The 21,985-nt window shown below is 43.8% G+C and carries 24 protein-coding genes; 14 read left to right on the plus strand and 10 right to left on the minus strand.

Translation table 11 applies throughout. From position 1 onward, the window contains the following. Positions 1–7: 7 nt before the first annotated feature. The 4 genes from Q8J82_RS06020 to Q8J82_RS06035 all read left to right on the plus strand — a co-directional run bounded on the left by Q8J82_RS06020 (position 8) and on the right by Q8J82_RS06035 (position 1,930). Positions 8–466 (plus strand): secondary thiamine-phosphate synthase enzyme YjbQ, encoded by a 459-nt coding sequence (locus Q8J82_RS06020; RefSeq protein WP_370653576.1) that lies wholly within the window; start codon positions 8–10, stop codon positions 464–466. Then, on the plus strand, positions 459–857 hold the full coding sequence (locus Q8J82_RS06025; protein WP_304891825.1) for a DUF4157 domain-containing protein: 399 nt from the start codon (positions 459–461) through the stop codon (positions 855–857). The genes Q8J82_RS06020 and Q8J82_RS06025 overlap by 8 nt, the downstream gene beginning before the upstream one ends. Before the next feature lie 148 nt (positions 858–1,005). Continuing rightward, positions 1,006–1,503, plus strand: coding sequence for a peptidoglycan-binding protein LysM (lysM, locus tag Q8J82_RS06030; protein WP_304891824.1), 498 nt, complete (start codon positions 1,006–1,008; stop codon positions 1,501–1,503). Between the two features lie 169 nt (positions 1,504–1,672). After that, a complete protein-coding gene (locus tag Q8J82_RS06035; protein WP_304891823.1) occupies positions 1,673–1,930 on the plus strand; it encodes a hypothetical protein in 258 nt (85 codons plus the stop codon). Between the two features lie 121 nt (positions 1,931–2,051). Here Q8J82_RS06035 and Q8J82_RS06040 read toward each other — a convergent pair whose 3' ends face one another. Both Q8J82_RS06040 and gpmI read right to left on the minus strand, forming a co-directional pair. Beyond that, positions 2,052–3,359, minus strand: a complete 1,308-nt coding sequence (locus Q8J82_RS06040; RefSeq protein WP_305326577.1) for a murein hydrolase activator EnvC — start codon at positions 3,357–3,359, stop codon at positions 2,052–2,054. 42 nt (positions 3,360–3,401) lie between these two features. Further along, positions 3,402–4,958: a 2,3-bisphosphoglycerate-independent phosphoglycerate mutase gene (gpmI, locus tag Q8J82_RS06045; protein WP_304891821.1), complete on the minus strand. Its 1,557-nt coding sequence runs from the start codon at positions 4,956–4,958 to the stop codon at positions 3,402–3,404. A gap of 184 nt (positions 4,959–5,142) precedes the next feature. Here gpmI and Q8J82_RS06050 point away from each other — a divergent pair, with 184 nt between their 5' ends. The 5 genes from Q8J82_RS06050 to Q8J82_RS06070 all read left to right on the plus strand — a co-directional run bounded on the left by Q8J82_RS06050 (position 5,143) and on the right by Q8J82_RS06070 (position 8,051). Continuing rightward, positions 5,143–5,652 (plus strand): rhodanese-like domain-containing protein, encoded by a 510-nt coding sequence (locus Q8J82_RS06050; RefSeq protein WP_304891820.1) that lies wholly within the window; start codon positions 5,143–5,145, stop codon positions 5,650–5,652. Then, the gene (gene grxC, locus Q8J82_RS06055) at positions 5,652–5,909 is read left to right on the plus strand and encodes a glutaredoxin 3 (protein WP_305327935.1); all 258 of its coding nucleotides are present in this window, start codon (positions 5,652–5,654) and stop codon (positions 5,907–5,909) included. Before Q8J82_RS06050 ends, grxC begins: the two co-directional genes overlap by 1 nt. Positions 5,910–6,005: 96 nt before the next feature. After that, positions 6,006–6,485: a protein-export chaperone SecB gene (gene secB / locus Q8J82_RS06060; protein WP_304891818.1), complete on the plus strand. Its 480-nt coding sequence runs from the start codon at positions 6,006–6,008 to the stop codon at positions 6,483–6,485. A gap of 54 nt (positions 6,486–6,539) precedes the next feature. Then, positions 6,540–6,998 carry an SH3 domain-containing protein gene (locus Q8J82_RS06065; RefSeq protein ID WP_304891817.1) on the plus strand — a complete coding sequence of 153 codons (459 nt, stop codon included), beginning with the start codon at positions 6,540–6,542 and terminating at the stop codon, positions 6,996–6,998. An 18-nt stretch (positions 6,999–7,016) separates the two neighbouring features. Next, positions 7,017–8,051 (plus strand): NAD(P)H-dependent glycerol-3-phosphate dehydrogenase, encoded by a 1,035-nt coding sequence (locus Q8J82_RS06070; protein ID WP_304908644.1) that lies wholly within the window; start codon positions 7,017–7,019, stop codon positions 8,049–8,051. Between the two features lie 35 nt (positions 8,052–8,086). On the opposite strand, the gene trmL is transcribed toward Q8J82_RS06070, so the two are convergent. Both trmL and Q8J82_RS06080 read right to left on the minus strand, forming a co-directional pair. Further along, complete coding sequence (gene trmL / locus Q8J82_RS06075) at positions 8,087–8,551, minus strand: tRNA (uridine(34)/cytosine(34)/5-carboxymethylaminomethyluridine(34)-2'-O)-methyltransferase TrmL (protein ID WP_304891499.1); 465 nt, start codon at positions 8,549–8,551, stop codon at positions 8,087–8,089. Between the two features lie 13 nt (positions 8,552–8,564). Next, the gene (locus Q8J82_RS06080; protein WP_304891500.1) at positions 8,565–9,275 is read right to left on the minus strand and encodes a ComF family protein; all 711 of its coding nucleotides are present in this window, start codon (positions 9,273–9,275) and stop codon (positions 8,565–8,567) included. A gap of 69 nt (positions 9,276–9,344) precedes the next feature. Between Q8J82_RS06080 and bioB the strand changes: the two genes are divergently transcribed. The 5 genes from bioB to bioD all read left to right on the plus strand — a co-directional run bounded on the left by bioB (position 9,345) and on the right by bioD (position 14,061). Further along, positions 9,345–10,385, plus strand: coding sequence for a biotin synthase BioB (gene bioB, locus Q8J82_RS06085; RefSeq protein ID WP_304891501.1), 1,041 nt, complete (start codon positions 9,345–9,347; stop codon positions 10,383–10,385). Between the two features lies 1 nt (position 10,386). Further along, positions 10,387–11,544, plus strand: a complete 1,158-nt coding sequence (bioF, locus tag Q8J82_RS06090) for an 8-amino-7-oxononanoate synthase (RefSeq protein ID WP_305252732.1) — start codon at positions 10,387–10,389, stop codon at positions 11,542–11,544. Beyond that, complete coding sequence (bioH, locus tag Q8J82_RS06095; protein ID WP_305252733.1) at positions 11,541–12,341, plus strand: pimeloyl-ACP methyl ester esterase BioH; 801 nt, start codon at positions 11,541–11,543, stop codon at positions 12,339–12,341. Before bioF ends, bioH begins: the two co-directional genes overlap by 4 nt. A 153-nt stretch (positions 12,342–12,494) precedes the next feature. Continuing rightward, positions 12,495–13,403, plus strand: coding sequence for a malonyl-ACP O-methyltransferase BioC (bioC, locus tag Q8J82_RS06100; RefSeq protein WP_305327936.1), 909 nt, complete (start codon positions 12,495–12,497; stop codon positions 13,401–13,403). Positions 13,404–13,407: 4 nt separating this feature from the next. Then, on the plus strand, positions 13,408–14,061 hold the full coding sequence (gene bioD / locus Q8J82_RS06105) for a dethiobiotin synthase (protein ID WP_304889928.1): 654 nt from the start codon (positions 13,408–13,410) through the stop codon (positions 14,059–14,061). Positions 14,062–14,145: 84 nt separating this feature from the next. Here bioD and Q8J82_RS06110 read toward each other — a convergent pair whose 3' ends face one another. From Q8J82_RS06110 to lptE, 6 genes are all read right to left on the minus strand, one after another. Beyond that, positions 14,146–15,717 (minus strand): M48 family metalloprotease, encoded by a 1,572-nt coding sequence (locus Q8J82_RS06110; RefSeq protein ID WP_305326584.1) that lies wholly within the window; start codon positions 15,715–15,717, stop codon positions 14,146–14,148. A 92-nt stretch (positions 15,718–15,809) separates the two neighbouring features. Then, positions 15,810–16,484, minus strand: coding sequence for a nicotinate-nucleotide adenylyltransferase (gene nadD / locus Q8J82_RS06115; protein WP_305327937.1), 675 nt, complete (start codon positions 16,482–16,484; stop codon positions 15,810–15,812). Then, positions 16,485–17,756: a glutamate-5-semialdehyde dehydrogenase gene (locus Q8J82_RS06120; protein ID WP_304908645.1), complete on the minus strand. Its 1,272-nt coding sequence runs from the start codon at positions 17,754–17,756 to the stop codon at positions 16,485–16,487. It lies immediately after the preceding gene. Between the two features lie 405 nt (positions 17,757–18,161). After that, complete coding sequence (locus Q8J82_RS06125) at positions 18,162–20,204, minus strand: acyltransferase family protein (protein ID WP_305327968.1); 2,043 nt, start codon at positions 20,202–20,204, stop codon at positions 18,162–18,164. 251 nt (positions 20,205–20,455) lie between these two features. Further along, positions 20,456–21,469, minus strand: a complete 1,014-nt coding sequence (holA, locus tag Q8J82_RS06130) for a DNA polymerase III subunit delta (RefSeq protein WP_304890151.1) — start codon at positions 21,467–21,469, stop codon at positions 20,456–20,458. A gap of 15 nt (positions 21,470–21,484) precedes the next feature. Continuing rightward, positions 21,485–21,982: an LPS assembly lipoprotein LptE gene (lptE, locus tag Q8J82_RS06135; RefSeq protein WP_304890152.1), complete on the minus strand. Its 498-nt coding sequence runs from the start codon at positions 21,980–21,982 to the stop codon at positions 21,485–21,487. Positions 21,983–21,985: the final 3 nt, after the last annotated feature.

The following is a 21,985-nucleotide window of genomic DNA, read 5'->3' on the forward strand; positions in this document are numbered from 1 at the left end:
TTTTTTAATGGCAATTTTTATTACTCAATACTTAATAGAGGTTAAGGTGCGGCAAATAACACATCAAATCAACGTCAGTACGCAAGGTCGAAAACTATACGACATCACGCCGGAAGTGGTTTCATGGGTCAAGCACAGCGGGTTTCATACAGGTCTAATCACACTGTATATACAGCATACATCCGCGAGTTTATTGATAAACGAAAATTATGATCATGATGTGCTGGTCGATATGGAGGCGTTTTTTAATCGCCTGGTGCCAGATGGTGATTCCTTGTTTACCCATACTGTAGAAGGTCCGGATGATATGCCTGCTCACGTTCGCACGGCGCTGACACAAACACATTTATCTATTCCGCTGATAGACGGCAAAGCGGCATTAGGACAATGGCAAGGTATTTTTTTGTATGAACATCGACATGTTGCAAGTATGCGTAGAGTGATTCTGCATTTAATCGGTGAGTAGTCTTGTGTTTGATCAAGGTCGCCCATTACATGCAGCAGAGCGGGAGATGTTTCAAATTTATTTTCAGCCGCGCACCTTGCATAAAGTAAGAATTGTTGAGGGCCACACACCTTTTTGGCTACATAAGAACATGTGTGCGGTAGTATTGGGAGCTCGTATTTATTTTCGTGAAGGCGTGTATCAATTCAACACGAGAAATGGCATAGAGTTATTAGCGCATGAGCTTACCCATGTGGAACAGTATTTATCTGGAATGACTGTGTTGAAGTACCTGTGGGCATCGCGACGTGGGTACCGAAAAAATCCATATGAAATTGAAGCTTATGCCAAAGGCGTATATGTGTACGAACATATATCATTCACACAGCTATTATTCACTCAGCGAACATAATTTCAATTGTAAAAAAGTGTGAATTCATAGTGGTAACGTTGACCATGCCTGTGTTAGGCTATAGATTGGAAGCCTAGTTTTTTTCGTTAGTTTTTTTCGTTAGTTTTTGCGGTTAATTTAGTTAAGTTCATCATTTAGGAGAATCAAAATGGGCATGTTTTCATTTATTAAAAGCGCAGGTGAAAAATTATTTGGTATAGGCGAAGCAAAAGCAACGGAAGCAGTCGCAAAGGCAGACCCAACACCGGTAAATGTAGAGGCTGCCAACAAAGCTGCAGCAAAAGCGATTGCAGATTACGTTGCGAAAATGAATTTAACCGCACAAGATTTAACGATAGGTTTTGATGGGGCAACTGCCACGGTGATTGTGCAGGGCATGGCGGCAACGCAAGAGGACAAAGAAAAAATCTTGCTATGCTGCGGTAATGTTGCCGGCGTAGAAAATGTGCAAGATCAGTTAGGTGTGGTGGAAGCCGCTGCGGAACCTGTGTTTTACACGGTGGTGAGCGGTGATACGCTGTCCAAAATAGCTAAACAACAGTATGGAAATGCTAATCTATATATGAAAATTTTTGAAGCAAATAAGCCTATGTTAAGTCATCCGGATAAAATTTACCCAGGTCAGTCTTTGCGTATCCCAGCTTAACTGTATTTATAGGCTTTCTGGCTTAACGACATGTAGTTAAGTATTTAATTACATTGTATTAAAGTTAAGCTAGAATAGTGGATTGAGATTTTAGCAGGCTAAATAAATCCTTGAAGATTGTTCTGTTCAGGGATTTTTTAATTTTATAAATAATATTAAGGAGATTGAAATGTCAGTACTTTTACGTTCTTTGTTGGTGTTAAGTGTAACAAGTTTATTTATCGTGGGTTGTGGCGAAAAAGCAGCGCCACCAGTTGAGGCCGCTCCAGTGCCTGCAGAGGTTGCGCCTGCACCTGTAGAGGCTGCGCCGGCGGCGGCAACTCCAGGTGGTTATGAGCCAACAGCCGAAGAGCGCGTTCCTGGTATTACTTTAGATGCGGCAGCGGTAGAAGTAGCTCCTGCTGAGACCGTGCCAGCGGCAGAGTAAGTGTTGGATTAGACTGTCTTGAAAATTTAGTTCTGTGGAACTAGCTTAATAAAAAAGCACGCATGAGCGTGCTTTTTTATGTCCTTTTCGAAATCAATATATGCTAGTGTTGAAATTTAAGCTAGTTCAATTTACTCCAACTCAGCGGGTCAAACGGACGGCTTTGACGTCTTAGCTCATAATACAATCCATTCGTTTCATTGCCACCGCTATTGCCTACTGATGCAATCGTATCTCCTGCCTTAACATTATCGCCCACTTGTTTTAATACCGCCTGATTGTTGCCATATAAACTCATGTAGCCATCACCGTGATCTAAAATAATCAAGTTGCCAAAACCACGCAACCAATCGGCGAACACTACACGGCCAGTAGCTACAGATTTAACTTCAGCACCTTCATGAGCCTTAATGAATAAACCTTTCCAGGAAATGCCGCTATCTGCACGACTAGAACCAAACCGATTGGTTAAATCGCCGCGCACTGGTAGACGCAGCTTACCTTTAAGACCAGAGAAGTTTGCGCTAGCAAACTCTGCGCTCGGTTCAACACTATTGGTCACATCTTTATTTGTTTGCTTATCGCTACTTACTGCGTTCTCTTTAGGGGGTTTCGTGATTTCAGCTTGGTTAGATGCGTCAGTTTTTGTCGTGGCATCTTGTTTAGGGCGAACTTTTTTTGGAGTAGGTGGAATAATTTTCGCTAAACGCTCTACCAATTGAGAAAGCCGCTTTTCGTCACGACTTAGTTTTTTAATTTCGCTACGCTGCGCGGCGATTTGTTGTGATAGCGAACTGACCACTTTAGATTTGGCTTGTTTTTGGTTTTCTAAAGTTTTTTTCTCATCGATTTGTTTTTGTTTTAGTTCAGCAACTTCTTTTAACGCAGAGGCCGTTTCATCATTTAGCTTGCTGATTTTGTTCAGGCTGCCTTGCATTTTGTTGATTAGTGCGGCACGAGCTTTTGCAACGTATGAAAAATAATGTAGATCGCGCGCAATTTCACTTGGATTTTCGCTTTGCAAAATCATTTGGAGATAGCTTTGTTGACCATGAATATATTGCTGATATAACTGATCACTTAGCAGTTTTTGCTGCTGCGAAAGTGCCTGATTGGTACTAATAGAGTCAGACTTTAACTGTGTGAGTGCTTTTTTGTTTTTTTGTTGCTGTTGATTGATTTCGAAGAGTTTTTTATTGGCTTCGCTAATTGCCACTTCACTCTCTTTTAGTGCATCTGCTGCGTCTTTGTGTGCTTCTTTTGAGTCATCCAATTCTTTTTTAAGCGCTTCTAAACGCTGTTTTACATCATTTAAACTTTGCTTAGGCTGCTCTGGATTTTTAATGGCATTCGCCAAAGGTGCGTATGACATTAAGATGGCTAGTAATGAAATACAAGCAATATCCAGCTTAAAATGTGAGTGATTCATTCTTTTGAAATTGGCTAATTTAAACAGTGCGTAACCAGTCGATCATTCTTTAAAGTGAATAATATTATTACCAGTCATTTCACTGGGTTGAGCAACCCCCATCATTTTTAACAAAGTCGGCGCTAAATCCGATAATGCACCATCCGTTGCTAGCGTCGCATCACGCCCAATATAAATAAGCGGTACTTTGTTGGTGGTATGTTGAGTGTGTGGCTGATTGTTTTCAGTATCAAACATGGTTTCCGCATTGCCGTGATCAGCTGTGATAATGACTTCACCACCTATACTTTGCATGGCATTAACAATGCGGCCGATGCAGTTGTCTAAGGTTTCTATCGCGGCAATAGCTGCCTTTAGGCTACCGGTATGTCCCACCATATCGCCATTGGCATAATTACAAACAATTGCATTGTATTTTTTGCTTAAGATGGCCTCTTCAAGCCTGTCTGTGACTTCGAATGCGCTCATTTCAGGTTGCATGTCATAGGTTTCTACCTGAGGTGAAGGTACCAATATCCTATCTTCTCCTGCAAATACTTTTTCTTCGCCGCCGTTAAAGAAAAAGGTAACGTGCGGATATTTCTCAGTTTCGGCGATTCTTAATTGCGTCAATCCAAGTGTTGAGAGATATTCTCCAAAGGTGTTACGCACATCAACTGGTGGAAAAATTACGGTGGCTTTAGTTTCCTTTTTATCGTACATCGTCAGCGTGAAGTAGCCCGCCAGCTTAGCTACGTGGCGGCGATGAAATCCATCAAAATCTTCAGCCAATAGCGCGTGTGTCAGTTGGCGAGCCCGGTCAGAGCGGAAATTCATAAAGACTACCAAATCGCCATCTTCCAAGTGAGCAGGTACTTCACCAGATTTACGGATTGCGGTAGTTTTGACGAACTCATCGTTTTCACCACGCGCATAGGCATCATTTAAGCCTGCTATCGCAGTTTCGGCAGTAAATTCGCCGATTCCTTCAGTGAAGAGTTTGTAAGCCACTTCAACGCGAGGCCAGCGTTTGTCGCGGTCCATTCCGTAAAAACGACCGCTGATAGAGGCGATTTTACCTACGCCAAGTTCAGCACATTTCTTTTCCAGTGCTTCGATAAAAGGCGTTGCACTGATTGGCGGCGTATCCCGGCCATCTAAAAATGCATGAATATATACTTTGGTTAGTCCATGCTTGGCTGCCATTTCAATCATTGCATGGATATGATCTTGATGACTGTGTACACCGCCATTAGAAAGCAAGCCAAAAATATGCAGGGCCTTGTCCTGCTGTTTGATGTTTTTAAGTGCGGGGGAGAGTTCTGGGTGATTAAAGAACTCGCCACTCGCAATACTGTTATTGATGCGTTCAAAATCCTGAAACACCACACGACCAGCACCGATATTGAGATGACCAACTTCGGAGTTGCCCATTTGACCATCTGGCAAACCCACGTAATGCTCAGAGGCATTGATTAGCGCATGTGGAAAGTTATCCCATAAGTTGTCCCAATTCGGTTTTTTTGCTTGCACAATAGCGTTGTCAGAGGCATCTTCGCGATAGCCAAAGCCATCTAAAATGAGTAGGCAAACGGGGGTGGTGTTTATTGGTGTAGACATGATAATTCGCTCAGTTACCCTGCGTAAAAAATGTGACAGTAATGTCACCATTTTAGCTCATTTACACGTAAAATCCGCTTATAAATGTGAGTAAAAATTTGTGTATGAAATAACTATTCAGCTAGTGTTGAATTTGGACAGGCATGACGCCATGTTCAATAGATAAATATTTGAGAGGAAGTACGTGGAATTTATTAAAAGTAATATCTGGTTAATCGGGTTGGCAATAGGTTCAGGCTTTATGTTGTTGTTGCCCTATTTTAAAAAGAGCGCAGGCGGTGTGCCAAACTTAAGCCCAACAGAAGCCGTTACGCTGATTAACCGCTCTAATGCTTTTGTGCTGGATGTGCGTGATGACGCGGAGTTTGCAAGTGGCCATATCGCGGATGCAACGCATATTCCGGTTGGCAGCTTGGCAACACGGCTTGGCGAACTTAAAAAATATCAAAATAAAACAATTTTGGTCAATTGCCAGCGCGGTATGCGTTCAGCCAAGGCGTGCGATATTTTACGTAAAGCTGAGTTTACGCAGTTGCATAATTTGCAAGGTGGCTTAAATGCATGGGTAGAAGCTAAATTGCCTGTTGTGAGCAAAACAGCGGCAAGTAAAGCTGGGGTAGCCAAAACTACCGCCAAGAAAAGCGTTGGCAGTAAAAAGGCTGCCAATGATGATGCAGAAAATGAGGTAAGTTAATGCCTAAAGTTACCATGTATTCCAGCGCGGTATGCCCTTATTGCATCAATGCCGAACGTTTGCTAACCAGCAAAGGCGTTACTGAAATCAACAAAATCCGTATCGATTTGCAACCAGAGTTGCGCGAAGAAATGGTGAAGAGAACTGGTCGTCGTACGGTGCCGCAAATTTATATTGATGAGCGCCACATAGGCGGCTTTGATGATTTGCGCGCACTTGATATGGCTGGTGGACTAGATCCACTTCTCGCTAAGTAAAGATTAGCTGGCTAATCTCTGTTAAAATAGCGCCTTATTTAAAGTAGCAACTTATTCAATTAACCTTTTATTTAATTAGAAACTAAAGAAAACATCATGGCTCAAGAAGATAACGCAGTACAAGAACAAGCACAACCTGGCTTCAGTATTGAAAAAATCTATATTAAAGACGCATCATTAGAAATCCCTAATGCGCCACAAATCTTTACTGATCGTACACAACCGCAAGTAAGTATTGAGTTAGGTAATTTTGCGCAAGCGCTTGAAGCTGGTGTATTTGAGGTGGCAATTAAAGTGACCGTCACTTCAAAAATTGAAGATAAAACCGTATTTTTGGTTGAGGTGACACAAGCTGGTATTTTCCAAATCCGCAATGTGCCAGAAGAAAATCTGGATATGATTATAGGTATTACCTGCCCCAATATTCTGTTTCCTTACGCACGTGAAGCGGTTTCAGATTTAGTGGTACGCGCTGGTTTTATGCCAGTGTTGTTAAACCCAATCAATTTTGAAGCATTATTTGCACAACAAAAACAACAGCAAGCAGAAGCTGCTGAAGCCGCAGCTAAACACTAGTTTTTAAGTGCTGGTATTTAATGAGCAATTGTTTTTAATGATTAGAGAGCCTCAATGATTAAGAGTGGCGGAAAGCTTCTTGTTGCTCTCTATCTTTTAGCACTGACGCCAGTTGCAGCATTCGCGCTAGATTTTCGTTCAGTGTCCGTGCCAAAAGCTGTGCTTTATGATGCGCCTTCTAATGCCGCAAAAAAAGTATTGCTGCTCAGTCAAAATTATCCTGTTGAAGTCGTTGTTAACTTAGGCGATTGGCTTAAAGTACGCGATGCACAAGGCGGTCTCAATTGGGTTGAAGCAAGGCAGTTGTCGAATAAAAATTTCGTGATGGTGACTGCTAATAGCGCCGAAATCAGACAAGGTGCGGCTGTGTCTTCAAGTTTAGTTGCGACTGTTGAAAAAGATGTGGTGTTAGAAGTTGCAGATGTAAAGCTGAACAATGGTTGGCTTAAAGTCAAGCATCGCGATGGTGCAGCGGGCTATATTTTAATATCATCCACCTGGGGATTTAATTGAATGGCGGCTTTTAATTGAATGGCTGAAGCTACAAACCTTAAACTTAGCGGCTCTAAAATAGCCGTTCTTGGAGCAGGTGCTTGGGGTACGGCGCTTGCCATGAATATTAGCCAACGCCATCAAGTGTCGCTATGGGCACGCAACGCAGGGCATGTTTCAGGCATGCGTAAGGCGCGAGCCAACCCAATGTACTTGGGTGATTTTAAATTTAACGACCAACTGCAAGTTGAAGATGATTTGCAAACTGCACTCAATGGCGCGGATTTAATCCTTTCAGTAGTTCCGACTGCAGGCTTTAGAGCTATCCTCAAAGACATCAAAGCGCTAGGTTGCAAACTGCCCATCATTTGGGCGCATAAAGGTTTGGAGCCGCTAACTGCAAAATTACCTTATGAAGTTGCTTTAGAGGAATTAGGCGACCCAAAAGTCACAGGACAGCACTGGGGCGCGCTGTCGGGCCCCAGTTTTGCGGCCGAACTCGTGCGAGGATTGCCGACTGCCGTTACATTAGCCGCAAATGATGAAAGTTTTGCAAGTGAAGCGGCCTTGCTCATACATGGTGCAAACTTGCGCGTATATCACACTACGGATGTGATTGGTGTTTCAGTCGGTGGCGCGGTTAAAAATGTAATGGCGATAGCCGCAGGCATTAGTGATGGTATGGGTTTTGGCAATAATGCCCGTGCTGCATTAATCACCCGTGGTTTAGCTGAAATGACGCGTTTTGGCCTAGCATTAGGCGCTTCAACAGAAACCTTTATGGGTTTAGCAGGTGCGGGTGATTTAATTTTAACCTGCACAGGCCAATACTCCAGAAATAGAGAAGTCGGTTTGCAGTTGGCCAGCGGCAAGTCATTAGCGGATATCCTGCAAGGTTTAGGCCATGTGGCTGAAGGAGTGAACACTGCCCGTGAAGTGATGCGCCGCGCCAATACCATAGGCGTAGATATGCCGATTACTTACGAAGTCAATCAGGCACTATCAAATGGTAAAAGTGCTAAAGACGCGGTGAATGACTTATTAGGGCGTGAACAAAAACCAGAGGCATTGTAGTAGCGGTCATCGACCGCAATACAAAAACTGCACCACTACACGCCGCCCTCAAACCCAATCTGCCGCCAAGCTTCATACAACAATACCGCAGCGGAGTTGGATAAATTCAAGCTGCGGCTGTCAGGTAACATAGGTAAACGTACGCGATGTTCTGCTGTGAACTCGTTGCGAATTTCTTCAGGCAAGCCGCGCGTTTCTGGACCAAATACAAATACATCACCCGCTTTAAATTGAATATCGCTATGCCGAGTACTGCCTTTGGTGGTGATTGCGAACATGCGTTTGCCAGCAAGGGCCGCTTTGCAGGCTTGCCAATTTTCATGTACTTGCAAGGTGGAGTATTCGTGGTAATCTAACCCTGCACGTTTAAGCTGCTTGTCGTCCAAGCTAAAACCCAAAGGCTTTACCAAGTGTAAAGCTGCACCAGTATTGGCACATAGGCGAATGATATTGCCTGTGTTTGGCGGAATTTCAGGTTCGAATAAAACGATTGTAAACATATTTTCAGATAGATTATTTGGGAAGGGTTCTTGCAATTACCCAGCATTCTACATGGGTAGCCCCTGCTTGTTTTAATGTTTTGGCTAACTCATTCAAACTTGCGCCTGTGGTCATTACGTCGTCTACAATGGCGATGCACTTATCTTTAAAATGACCTGTTAAATTCTCACTGACTTTGAATACGCCTTTAATGTTTTTTACACGTTCTTTTAAAGGCAGGCTGGCTTGTGGAGGCGTGAGTTTTTGCCGTTGCGCTGATTTGTAGTCTAGCTTTTCAGCATGATTTTCAACTAAAATTTTTGCAATTTCCAATGCCTGATTAAAGCCGCGCTCTTTTAGGCGCGTGGGATGCATGGGCATGGGGATGACTAAATCTACAGTTTCTAAATTAGTTTTTTTACCCAGTAATTGCCCAAAAATGTGGCTTAGATTGAGCATGCTGCCATACTTATAGCGCTGCATCATGGCGTCTACAGGGAAGTCATAAGTAAATAAGCTATGGGTGGCATCAAAATGCGGCTGGGTGTTTAGGCAGCTGCCACAGACCAGGCCATTAGAGAGCAGGCCACATTGCGGGCATTGTGGTGCAGTGTGCCAAGGTAAGTCATTTAAGCAGCCATTGCACAAGCCGTGCTCGCCGCCATCCTGTGCGCTGCATAATAAACAACGTTGCTTTAATAAGCTATTAAACAGCAGATGATTAAATTTTAAGCTAATGTTCAAAGTTTGCGCCACTTTTCATTGACAAGGTATAATGTTCATATAAATCAAGCTACTAAAAAGGAACTGCAAATGATTGAATCTGCAATTGGGTTGTTAAACAAAGCTTCAAATTCAGAAGCGATTATTGATACAAGTAACATGATGGCTGGTTTAGCTAAGTCATGTGATGCTAATACTGTTAACCGTTGGAGCGTTGCCAATATTGTCGCATTATTTGAGCTGCCTTTCAGCGATTTAATGTATCAGGCGCAAACTGTGCATCGTGCAAATTTTGACCCGAACGCAGTGCAAGTGAGTACGCTGTTATCGATTAAAACTGGCGGTTGTTCAGAGGATTGCGGCTATTGCCCACAAGCTGCACGTTACCACACAGAGGTGGAAAATGAGCCTTTAATGAAGCTCGAAGATGTCGTCGCTGCTGCGCAGGAAGCTAAAGATAATGGTGCCAGTCGTTTCTGTATGGGCGCTGCATGGCGTGGTCCTAAACAGCGAGATTTAGAGCCTGTGTTGAAAATGATTGCCGAAGTAAAAGCAATGGGCTTAGAAACATGTGCAACCTTAGGTATGCTGAAAGACGGTCAAGCCGAGCAATTAAAAGAAGCGGGTTTGGATTATTACAACCACAACTTGGATACCGCGCCAGAATTTTACGGTGATGTGATTACCACGCGTACTTATCAAGACCGATTAGATACGTTGGAACGTGTGCGTAGTCAGGATATTCATGTATGTAGCGGCGGCATTATTGGTATGGGCGAATCGCGCAATCAGCGTGCTGGCTTGTTAGCGCAATTGGCGAATATGGAACGCCCGCCTGAAAGTGTGCCAATCAATCTGCTGACGCAGGTCGAAGGTACGCCATTGCATGGTACAGAAGAGTTGGATCCGCTTGAATTTGTGCGTACTATTGCGGCAGCGCGCATCACGATGCCAAATAGCTTTGTGCGTTTGTCGGCAGGGCGCCAAAGCATGAGCGAAGGCATACAAGCCATGTGCTTTTTAGCTGGTGCGAATAGTATTTTTTATGGGGAGAAATTACTGACAACAGCTAATCCTGAAGCTTCTACCGATAAAAAATTATTTGAAAAATTAGGTATTAATAAAATATAACATGCTGGCTTCCTTACAACTCGCGTTAGATAAGCGCAAAGACGAAGGATTGTTGCGGCAAAGGCGATTGTTAGATTCACCTCAGGCTGAACATATCGTTGCAAACAACCAACCTTATCTCTCGTTTTGCAGTAATGATTATTTAGGTTTAGCCAATCATCCCAAGTTGATTGCCGCTATGCAGAAAGCGGCTGGCGATTCTGGTGTGGGCAGTGGCGCATCCAATTTGATTACGGGGCATCATCGCTACCACGATGATTTAGAGAAGCAACTGGCGAAATTTGTGGGGCTGCCAGCGGCTTTACTGTTTTCTACAGGCTATATGGCCAATATTGGTGTGTTGGGGGCGTTGGTAGGGCGCGGTGATGCTATTTTTGCAGATAAATTGAACCATGCTTGTTTAAATGACGGGGGTTATTATTCACTGGCAGAATTTAACCGCTTTGCGCATAACGATGTAGCTGCCCTTGAAATCTTGCTCAAAGCCAGTGCCGCTAAGCACAAATTGATAGCCGTAGATGCAGTATTTAGTATGGATGGCGACATTGCACCGTTAGCTGAATATCTTGCACTATGCGAAAAATATGACGCCTACCTTTATGTGGATGATGCACATGGCTTTGGTGTGCTAGGTAAGCATGGCGAAGGTTTGTTAAATCATCTCAACTTGCAGTCACCACGCATTATTATGATGGCGACTCTAGGTAAAGCCGCCGGTGTGGCAGGCGCATTTGTGGCAGGCGAAAAAGTGGTGATTGATTATTTGATACAAACTGCAAAAAGTTATGTGTATTCAACACCCGCGCCACCAGCGCTTTCTGCAACCTTATCTGCGTCAGTCAGTTTGATTGAGCAGGGCGATGACTTACGTGCGCATTTACGTAGCTTGATTTCCTATTTCAAAGACAATTTAAATTGCAAAAAATGGCAGTTAATGCCGTCAGAAACCTCTGTACAACCTTTGCTAGTGGGTGACAATCTAGAAGCACTGGCATTAAGTGAATATTTACAAACGCGCGGTATCTTGGTGCCAGCTATACGGCCGCCAACTGTGCCTGTAGGAACAGCTAGACTACGTATTTCAATATCTGCCGCACATTCATTAGACGATATTAAAAATCTCATCACAGCGATACATCAAGCCGAGCTAGCATTATGAATATCATTCCAGCCAATATTCATATTGAAACTACAGGAAACGGCCCTAATCTAGTGCTGCTGCATGGCTGGGGCATGAGCGGTGCGGTGTGGCAGCCAATTATAAAAAGTCTCAGTAAAATATTTTCTCTACATATTGTAGACATACCTGGTATGGGTTTAAGCCGTCCGACAGAGCCGTATCACCTTCATATCATTGCAGAAAAAGTTGCTGAGATGCTGCCTGCACACGCTGACATTGTCGGCTGGTCTTGGGGTGGACAAGTTGCTATGCGTATCGCAATAGATCAGCCCGATGCGGTTCGTCGGCTGGTTTTAGTCGGATCAACACCTTGCTTTGTCAATAAAGAAAACTTTATGACTCAACAAGAGTGGAGCTCTGGTATCGCGCCTGATGTTTTTAGGCGGTTCGCTGAAAGTATGGATACGGATTATCACAAAACGTTAACGCAGTTCTTAACGCTGCAATGCATGGGTGATAAGAGTGCAAGAATGACAGTAAGACTGCTACGCAAAAAACTTGAAGAGCGGCCAGCGCCGACGACACAAACCTTGCAAAAAGCACTGAATATATTGTTGGAAACTGACTTACGTTCAGAGGTGGAACGATTAAGAAAACCGACTTTACTCATTCATGGTGACCGAGATACGCTAGCGCCGGTGCAGGCTGCGCACTGGATGATGCAAAACCTGCCGGTAGGTTTTTTACGCGTAATGGCTGGCGCTTCGCACGCCCCCTTCTTGTCGCATCAAGAACAGTTTGTAGACGCTCTGATTCAGTTTTTGGAACCCATATAATCATTATGAGGCCTTTGCAAAAGTATTTATTGCGGCAAATTACTGCGTTGCGCGGTACTCGCAACCTCGCTGTACACCGCGTACTATCTCGGTTTCTGTGTTCCGTGCGCCTTGTACTTTATCCACACTAAACACTTTTGCAAAGGTCTCATCATGCAAGATATTTATTACATTGATAAAGCGCGCGCACGCGCCTCGTTTGGGCGTGCAGCCGATACTTATGATGCTGCCGCAATATTGCAGAAGCAAGTGCGTGATGAAATGCTCAGCCGTCTAGATTTAGTAAAGTTAAACCCACAGGCCATACTGGATGCGGGTTGTGGCACAGGCATTGCCAGCCATGCTCTGCAAAAGCGTTTTGCAAAGTCACAAGTGGTGTCGTTAGATTTTGCATTGCCAATGCTGCAAAAAACGCGAAGTACTCGCGATAATGCTGGTTTAGTAAATCAAGTGAAAAGCTTATTGGGTGGCACCAGGCAAAATTTATTGTGTGCTGATATTGAGTCACTGCCATTGGCAAACGCAAGTGTTGGTTTGGTGTGGTCTAATTTGGCCATTCAATGGTGTAATGATTTAGACGCAGCGTTGCAGGAATTTCACCGCGTGTTGCAACCGGAAGGGTTGCTGATGTTTAGTACCTTTGGCCCGGATACGCTGAAAGAATTACGGGTTGCTACCAGTGGGCAAGCCGGCGTAACCAGCGTAAGTAGATTCATTGATATGCATGACATTGGTGATGCTTTGGTTCGTGCCGGATTTAGCGCGCCAGTGCTGGATGTAGAGCGATTTACCCTCACTTACGATGATGTTAAAAGTGTGATGCGTGACCTGAAAAGCATAGGGGCGCATAACGCCACAGATGGCCGTGCACGTGGTTTGTTAGGCCGTGGCTTTTTTGCAAGGTTAGAAGCGAGTTATGAGCAGTTTAGACTAAACGGTAAACTTCCAACTACTTTTGAAGTGGTGTATGGCCATGCCTGGCGTGGCCCAGATAAGCCCAAAGGGTCATTTAATCTTAGTGATGGTGTTTCTCCTGTTACATTTAAACCCAGAGGTAAATAGCCATATGGTGCAGTCCTATTTTGTTCTCGGCACTGATACTAACGTAGGTAAAACCTATGTTGCCAGCGCGTTAGTGCAGCACTTTGTTAAGTCCGGTTTAAAAGCTGTAGGTATGAAGCCGATAGCATCAGGCTGTGAGCTCAATTCAAAAAACGAGCTAATCAATGAAGATGTAACAGCTTTAATTAGTGCAAGCAACGTAACTGTGTCATTAGATTTAATCAACCCGTATCGATTTACACCTGCCATTGCCCCACATATTGCCGCTGAACAAGCTGGCATTTCAATGAACTTGGACGTGATTAAACGGGCATATCAGCAGCTAAAGACTTTGGCGGATGTGGTGATTGTTGAAGGCGCTGGTGGCTTGCTTGTGCCACTTAATCCGACTGAAACACTGGCAGATTTAGCCGTACAACTTAATATCCCAATTGTTTTAGTAGTAGGCATGCGCTTAGGCTGCATCAACCATACGCTTCTTACTATAGAAGCGATAGAAGCCCGCGGACTAACCCTTGCAGGTTGGGTTGCTAATGAGATTGACCCCAACATGAGTATGTTTGAGGGCAACTTAAGCAGCTTGCAACAACGTATTGCTGCGCCTTGTCTAAGCGTGGTTCGTTGGCAGGGAAAAGCGAAATTTACACTGCCAACTTAGATTGACAATCACTTGATAATAAATCAATAAATATTATTGTGTATCGGTTTTATTGCGCGCCGTTATCTATTGTGCAACGTTTTTCTATTGCGCAAGCTCGGCGGCCTCAACGACAACTTTATATAACTGTGCCTCTTGTGCCGTTGATACCTTTGTACCCACTGCAATTTGGTTGCGTTTACCAGGTGCTACGCCACCAGTAATGGTCATCGATGCACTTTGCGACACTGCCCGTCCTGTTTGCGCATCATATTTAATTACGCGCACTTGTACGCGGCCTACAGGCACTGCTGTGCTGTTTTGTACAACCGCATATAGATTTCCTGCATTATCCGCTTGCGCGCCAGCTTGGATATATTTTGCAGGATTACGTGGTAAATCTAACCGTACGCCACGCGCGGTGGCTTCTTTGCCGATCTCTGAATTTGAACCAGCTGCCACTTGATAATGTTGTAAAGCTATATCTGTTTGTCCTCGTTCTTCAGCTATTTGACCAAGCAGCGCATGACCAGGAGCGGTAGGCAGAAGTTCATTAGCGCGTTTAAGGTATGGCTCTGCTTCGGTTTTTTTGCCCATGTTAAATAGCGCAATACCACTTTGAATGTGAGGCTTAAAGTAATCAGGCTGCATTTTGATGGCTTTATCATAAAACGCTAATGCTTCTTGCGGTTTTTTCTGCGTAAGTGCAATGTCACCTAATAGCTCTTGAAAACGCGCTTCGCGTGGTTCACCGGCAATTGCCTGTTTAGCCAATGTCGTGGCTTTCACCGTGTCTTTTGCAGCAAGCGCTTTTACACCTTCGTCATAAGATTTATAGGCCGCTTGTGTGGATTTAAGCTTACTGACTTTTTGCGCGTAAATTTCTTTACCTAATTCCCCACCTGCACCTACTTGAGTAAGTGTTACTTTATTGGCGGCAACACGCTCAGGTGATGGTGGATGACTGGCGAACAACCCTTCAATGAAATTGCTTTTACGGTCTGCACTTAAACGCACAAATGTCTCTTGAAGGGTGACTGCTGCGGTTGGGTCATAGCCGGCTTTTTTCATATATTGCATGCCATATAAATCAGATTCACTTTCAGCATCACGCCCATATTTTTTGGAAGTAAGTTGCGCACCAACCTGAGCGCCACCCACAATGAGGTTCGCATAATCGCTATTTTGTGCACCGATTCCAACTGCAATCATCGCTCCTTGCAGCAATACGCCGCGCTCCATGCTTTTTGCGCCATGGCGAGCAGCGGCATGTACCATTTCATGTCCCATCACAGCGGCTAACTCAGCCTCGCTATTTAATTCATAAAGCAGGCCTCGGTTGAAGGCTATTTTACCGCCAGGCATCGCCCAGGCATTGGGTGTTGAATCGTTGATGACGGCATATTCATAAGGCAGTTTACGATCTGCAACTGCGGCTAATTTATCTCCCACGCTTTGCACATAAGCGGTGAGTTCCGGGTCAATCACATAATCTCCGCCCTGAGCTTGGCGTGTAGGCGCATAATTCTGTTTGCCAATGGAGATCTCCTGCGATTCTGAAACGAACTGGATTTCTCTTTTATGAGTCACTGGGTTCGTGCCGCAAGCTGAGATGAAAAGAGTGGATGCAATGCTTAAAACTAAAGTCAGGTTTCTGGCGTAATTTTGATTCAACATGATGGCATTCCTTTAACGATATTCAAAGCATAGCGCAAAAGTGCTAGTGAGTTAATAGCAATTGTCAGCCTATAAGTAAAATATAGTTAAGCTTAAATAGAAGCATACAGTTTATTGATTTCAATAAAATCAAGCACGCTTTGTGGCGTTAGATAGCGTGCAGAATGTTTTTGTTGCAGGATGCTGCGAATAGCCGTGGATGAAATTTCTAAAGGCGTAATGGCTTGCATGGTCACAAAGCCAGCATTCGATTCATGTAAATCATCAAAATGTTCGGTGTAATGATTGTGTAAAAAGGTTTCCAGTGATTTTGCTAAAGGCTTACTTGGCTTTTTATCAGGCCTTTGTACAAGCGCGATATGGCACAAACTGATTATTTCTTGCCAGCGATGCCATGTATCGAATTTGGTAAATGCATCGCTCCCCATAATCAAAACCAGACTCACTTTCTCACCCAGTTCTGTGCGCAGGCTTACTAATGTGTCTATGGTATAGGATGGTGTATTCGTCGTATCAGTTCTGCGTAACTCACGGTCATCAAATGAAAATAATGGATTGTCGGCAATCGCTAATTGCACCATAGCTGCGCGGTGATCTGCGGTTACTAAAGGCAGTGATTTGTGTGGAGGATTAGCCGATGGGATAAAGCGTACTTCATTTAAGCTGAGTGATTCAGCCAGCTCTTGCGCCATGCGTAAATGGCCAAAATGGATGGGGTTGAATGTGCCGCCAAGAATGCCAATGGCAGCTTGCCCGTTAGTGTACATTTATGCCCTTACTTGGCCATCGCCCAATACAATATATTTAAGCGAAGTTAGGCCTTCTAAACCCACAGGTCCTCGTGCATGCAACTTATCAGTTGAGATGCCAATTTCAGCACCTAAGCCATATTCAAAACCATCAGCAAATCGTGTTGAGGCATTCACCATCACACTGCTGGAATCGATTTCGCGCAAGAATCTACGTGCTTTAGTGTAGTTTTCTGTCACAATCGCTTCGGTGTGTTGCGATGAATGCTGGTTGATATGCGCAATAGCTTCATCAAGCCCGCTGACTACTTTGCATGAGATAATCGCCGCTAAATATTCGGTGTAAAAATCTTCTTCAGTAGCTAGTTTTACATCTGTAAAGCCTGCCTGTTTTACAAGCGCACAGGTTTCTGCACAACCGCGAATTTCAATACCGTGTGATGTCAGCATATCCGCTAGTTTCGGTAGCATTTCTTTTGCCACAGAACGTGCAATCAATAATGACTCGGCTGTATTACACGTGCCTAAGCGCTGCGTTTTGCTGTTTTCAAGAATGCGTAAGGCTTTATCAAAATCCGCATCGTCATCTATATATACATGGCAATTACCATCTAAATGTTTGATAACAGGAATGCGCGCATCGTTAGAAATGCGCTCAATTAATCCCTTGCCACCGCGTGGCACGATTACATCCACATACTGTTTCATGGTAATCAGCTCGCCCACCGCTGCGCGGTCTGTGGTTTCTACCACTTGTACTGCCGTGGTTGGTAAGCCAGCCTCTTTTAAGCCTTCATGTACGAGCTTGGCCAGCGCTTGATTGCAATGGATTGCCTCGCTACCGCCACGTAAAATGGCTGCATTGCCAGACTTAATGCAAAGCCCAGCCGCATCTACCGTCACATTTGGCCGTGCTTCATAAATGATACCAATCACGCCAAGTGGTACGCGCATTTTGCCAATTTGAATACCGCTTGGCATATATTTAAAATCCGTCATTTCGCCAATAGGGTCTGCAAGGTTGGCAATTTGCATTAAACCTTCAGCCATGCTGGCAATGGTTTTTTCGCTAATCGCCAAACGGTCAAGCATGGCAGGCTCTAGGCCGTTGGCACAAGCTGCGTCTAAATCAAGTTTATTGGCCGCAAGCAGCACATCTTTTTCACGCAAAATCGCCTTGGCAATCGCGTTTAGCGCATTGTTTTTTTGAATGGTATCAGCACTGGCCATAGTGCGTGAAGCTTTACGGGCTTCAATGCCGATGTTATGCATGTAGATTTGAATGTTCATGGTGAGATTATACTTTTTATCAATAGAATATAAAAACATTTAACTGAGCGCTTTGTACGAAATGAAATGGGGCTCAGTTTTTAACAAACACGCCAAAATTCGTCATTCTCGCGAAAGCGGAAATCCATTTTAATAAAACACTTAGATGGATCCCCGCTTTCGCGAGGATGACGAGTTTGTAAGTTATTATGCTCAATCAGCAGTTGAGTGAGAAACAAGCCAGTCATGCTAATGGTCTTGGGTTGAAGTTTTGTAGGGTGGGCAAAATGAAGTTATTTGCCCACCAAAGTCATATCAATATCAAATAAGGTGTGCAAGATGAATCGTTTTGCACGCCCTACCCTGGCTGGCTCGTTGCCGAAGGCTTTTCAGAATTTATTTCAGGGGAGCAGCCAGAGGTTGTAATTAGAATGACCGCTCTACTCTGACAATTATTATCATATCTGGTTTCTTGTCAGCCTTCGCCAAATCCGCAGGTAAATTTTTAAGTTTGTCACCCCATTGACCAACATAGCGAACCTCCTTGAAGGTCGCGTTGAAGTATTGTTTTAAAGCACCTGTGAATGAATCACCAACAACCCAGACATACTTAGTTGAAAGCGGATTCTGATTAGACACAACTGTAGCAGACCCGAACGCTGTTTTTTGCTCATCTGGAATTTCGTTTTCAGTCCAAACTGGCTTATTTTTCCATACAACATCCCAATTATCCTCTGCGTGTAGTGGAAAATCTTTTAGTTTAGATATGCCGATAAGGTCTCCACTATGAGTTGAACTATGTTGAAATTCAACCTGTGGCACAGGCAAGCCAAGTAGTTTTGAGAAGCCTGAATAGGCTAAGAAAGCACCTTTGTTATTCCAGTGTGTGTCAGTCATCCAATAAAGTATTCCCTCGTTCTTTTTTGAATTAAGCAAATCATCTGTTGGGTTGTAAACAGTAAGATTTGGAACATCTTTTAGATTGCCTAAAAAGAAACTGCTGTATTTTTTTGTTGATGGCAGAAGTTCATCTGGTAAGTATTCCGAATAGATACTAGATTTATTCGGACCAACAATTAAAATAACTTTTGTATTGGATTGAGCTCCTACCTTGGAAATGTTTGAAAAAATTTCCTTAGTGGCTTCTATTTCGCTATCGCTTGGAACAATAGCAAGTTTAAGTTTAGCCACTGTATTGTCGTATGAATTACCTAGAAACAACCAATCTTGTTTTCCTTCATACCAAGACAATGAAGGGCCAAATGCGTGCTCAAAACCTTTCCTCTTAATTATTTTTTGATATGTGTGAGATTGAGAAAAGCCATCATTTTTGAAGCCGTTATAAGCCGCACAGCTAACAGCAATCATTAGCAAAAATAATGTGATTGTTTTTGCTTTACCGTGCTTACCAAACCGAATAGGTTTTTCAATAAATTTGTATGTCAGCCACGCGAGAGCAATAGAAATTAGAACTGCAGCAATTCGTATCTGACGAGAAGGGGTTCCGCTTTCAATGATTCTGACAAATGACAATAAAGGCCAATGCCACAAATATAGTGGAAAACTAATCAGTCCAAACCACACCAGCACACGATTTGATAGCACTACTCGATTAAACCAAGAATGCACACCTGCCGAAATAATCAGCAAGGCTCCCAAGGTCGGCACAACTGCCCACCAACCTGGAAAATGTCGTTCTTTGGTAATGATAAGCAGGCCCGCTAAAATTAAAAAAGCACCAAGCAATGATTGAACATTGTGCAAGGTTTTGCCGTTGGCTTCTGGTGCTTGTGCATAGATTATTTGACCAAGCCACATATCAAGTTTGTGTTTGAACTTGGGTGATAGGCTTCGTCTATGCATTGTCATATAAGCTAAAACAGAACCTACTAGCAATTCCCAAAATCGGGTTTGTGGTGAGTAAAATGCGGCAACGGCATCACTATGTACTTTGCTAATGTTCAATGCAAAAGAAATGACCGCAACCAGTATCGTAATGGTTAGTAGATTAAATCGTTTTTTCCAAGCCAGCCACAACAGCAATGGCCAGACAATGTAAAATTGTTCTTCAATACCCAGCGACCAGAGGTGTAATAACGGTTTGGTTTCTGCGGCATTATCAAAATAGCCACTTTCTTTCCAAAACAAAAAGTTGGAAATAAACCCAGCACCACCCGCAATGTGCTTACCTAATTGTTTGTATTCGTCAGCGAGTAGTGCAAACCAGCCAAATACAAAACTAGCCGTGAGCACTAAAAGTAGCGCAGGGAAAATCCGTTTGATACGGCGACTATAAAACTCAATAAAATTAAAACTGTTTCGCTCCAAACTGCCAAAAATAATGGTTGAAATTAGAAAGCCAGAGATGACGAAGAAAATATCTACACCAATAAAACCGCCCCTAATGAATTTAGGAAATGCGTGATAAATGACAACAGAAAGCACTGCTACTGCACGCAGTCCGTCTATGTCTGGGCGATATTTTGGGTGAGTTAAATGCTCAGATTGCGGGGGGGGGGGGGGTAATTTTAGTTGTCATTTTTATTTTGTGCAAGAATTCTTATGGTGGAGTTTAGTTCGGCATCAATATCATCAATAGGATCGGATCAGGCTCGCATAGATTTTTACAGAGTATCTGTAAGCATTTCATTGGCAGATTTGTTTGCAAAAAGCGTATTACGCTTTATGTCAGCACTATATGGCAATCACACGGATAATATTCACCGCCCACGCACTTTCGCCAGCCCAAAACAGAGCCTTGAGATTTCAAGCCAGGCATTGCCAAGCATTACGCCTTTGGCGGTTTTATCGATATCCGCCAGCTTTTGCAGAGCTGCTTCTAACTGCTTCAGGCTTAATCTTGCCAGCGCGCGCTTCACCGGCACTTGTTTATCGCCATAAATGCGCGCGCTAGTCATCGCATTCATGATGTTTTCACCACGTAATTCAGCCTGTTTGATGCGTACCAATGGCCGTAACACCCACATCAACGGATTCATAACTGCGACCGCATTTTCGCCTTCATCTTGCAGACCTTGCAATATTCGTACAGTGCGTGCGGCATCGCCCATCAGCACCGCTTCGCCAAGCTGAAAGGCATCGTATCGCGATACATTAAGCACCGCCTCGCGCACCGTTGCATCGGCAAGTTCGCCTTGCGGGTACAAAAGCCCAAGTTTTTGTACTTCTTGATTAGCAGCAAGTAAATTACCTTCCACCTGATGTGCTAGAAACTCTAACGTTTGCGAACTGGCAGACTGGCCTTGCAATGCCAGTCTGCCAGCGATCCATTTTGGCAGGTTGACTGCATCCACTTCATTTAATGCAATCGTCATTGCATTGTTTTCAAGTGTGCTAAACCAACCACTATTTTTAGCTTCACGCTCTAATGTCGGCAGAATAATTACAACGGTCGTGTCTGGTATTGCTTTGGCGGCTAACGCTTGAAGTGCTTTACTTCCATCAACTCCAGGTTTACCTGAGGGAATGTTGATCTCTAATAAGCGCTGACTGGCAAATAGCGAGATTGATTGGCCGTATGATTGAATCTGTTGCCAGTTAAAGTAGCGTTCAACAATTAAACTTGTGCGTTCATCAAAGCCTTGTAGTCGGGCGGCGGCGCGAATCGTATCCAAGCTTTCACGTTGCGCCAGAGGTTCATCGCCCACCAACACATAAAGTGGTTTTAAGCCTTGGCTGAGGTGCTTTTCAAGTTGCGCTTGAGCTAGTTGCATACGTGGGGTTTTGAGCTATTTAGCTGTTAGCTTGACTGCGGTTAAACGGCGCATTACTTCGCGAACAGCATCTTTGCGCATATCGTTATTCAACATTACTTCTTCTTCCGCTTTACCCAGCAAGGCAACATCGTTATATGAAAAATCTCGGCGTGATTGCACTGTTTGCGGGGCACTCCAAGTTGGGCTTGCAGGCTCGCGCGTTCTAAAACTTACTCGATAGTTAAGTTCGTATTCACGCACCACACCACTTCCGCTCAAAGATAAAATTCTCTTTTCATTAGTTTCACTTAGCAATTCAAGTAATAGTTCAGCTTGCTCAACGTTCTCAACTACTTGTATGCCATTGATTTTGAAAGATTGTTTTAAATCCCTGGAAATGCTGAGTGGACTCCCTTGAATATACAAGTGTTTGAAAGATAACTCAGCAATACCACGCAACTGAAATCCGCAGGCAGAAAGCATGAGTGTGAATAAAAGTGTCAGGCTGATACGGCGCACGATGTTTTGCATAAT

This window comes from Methylotenera sp., from assembly GCF_030684185.1.
GTDB lineage: Bacteria > Pseudomonadota > Gammaproteobacteria > Burkholderiales > Methylophilaceae > Methylotenera.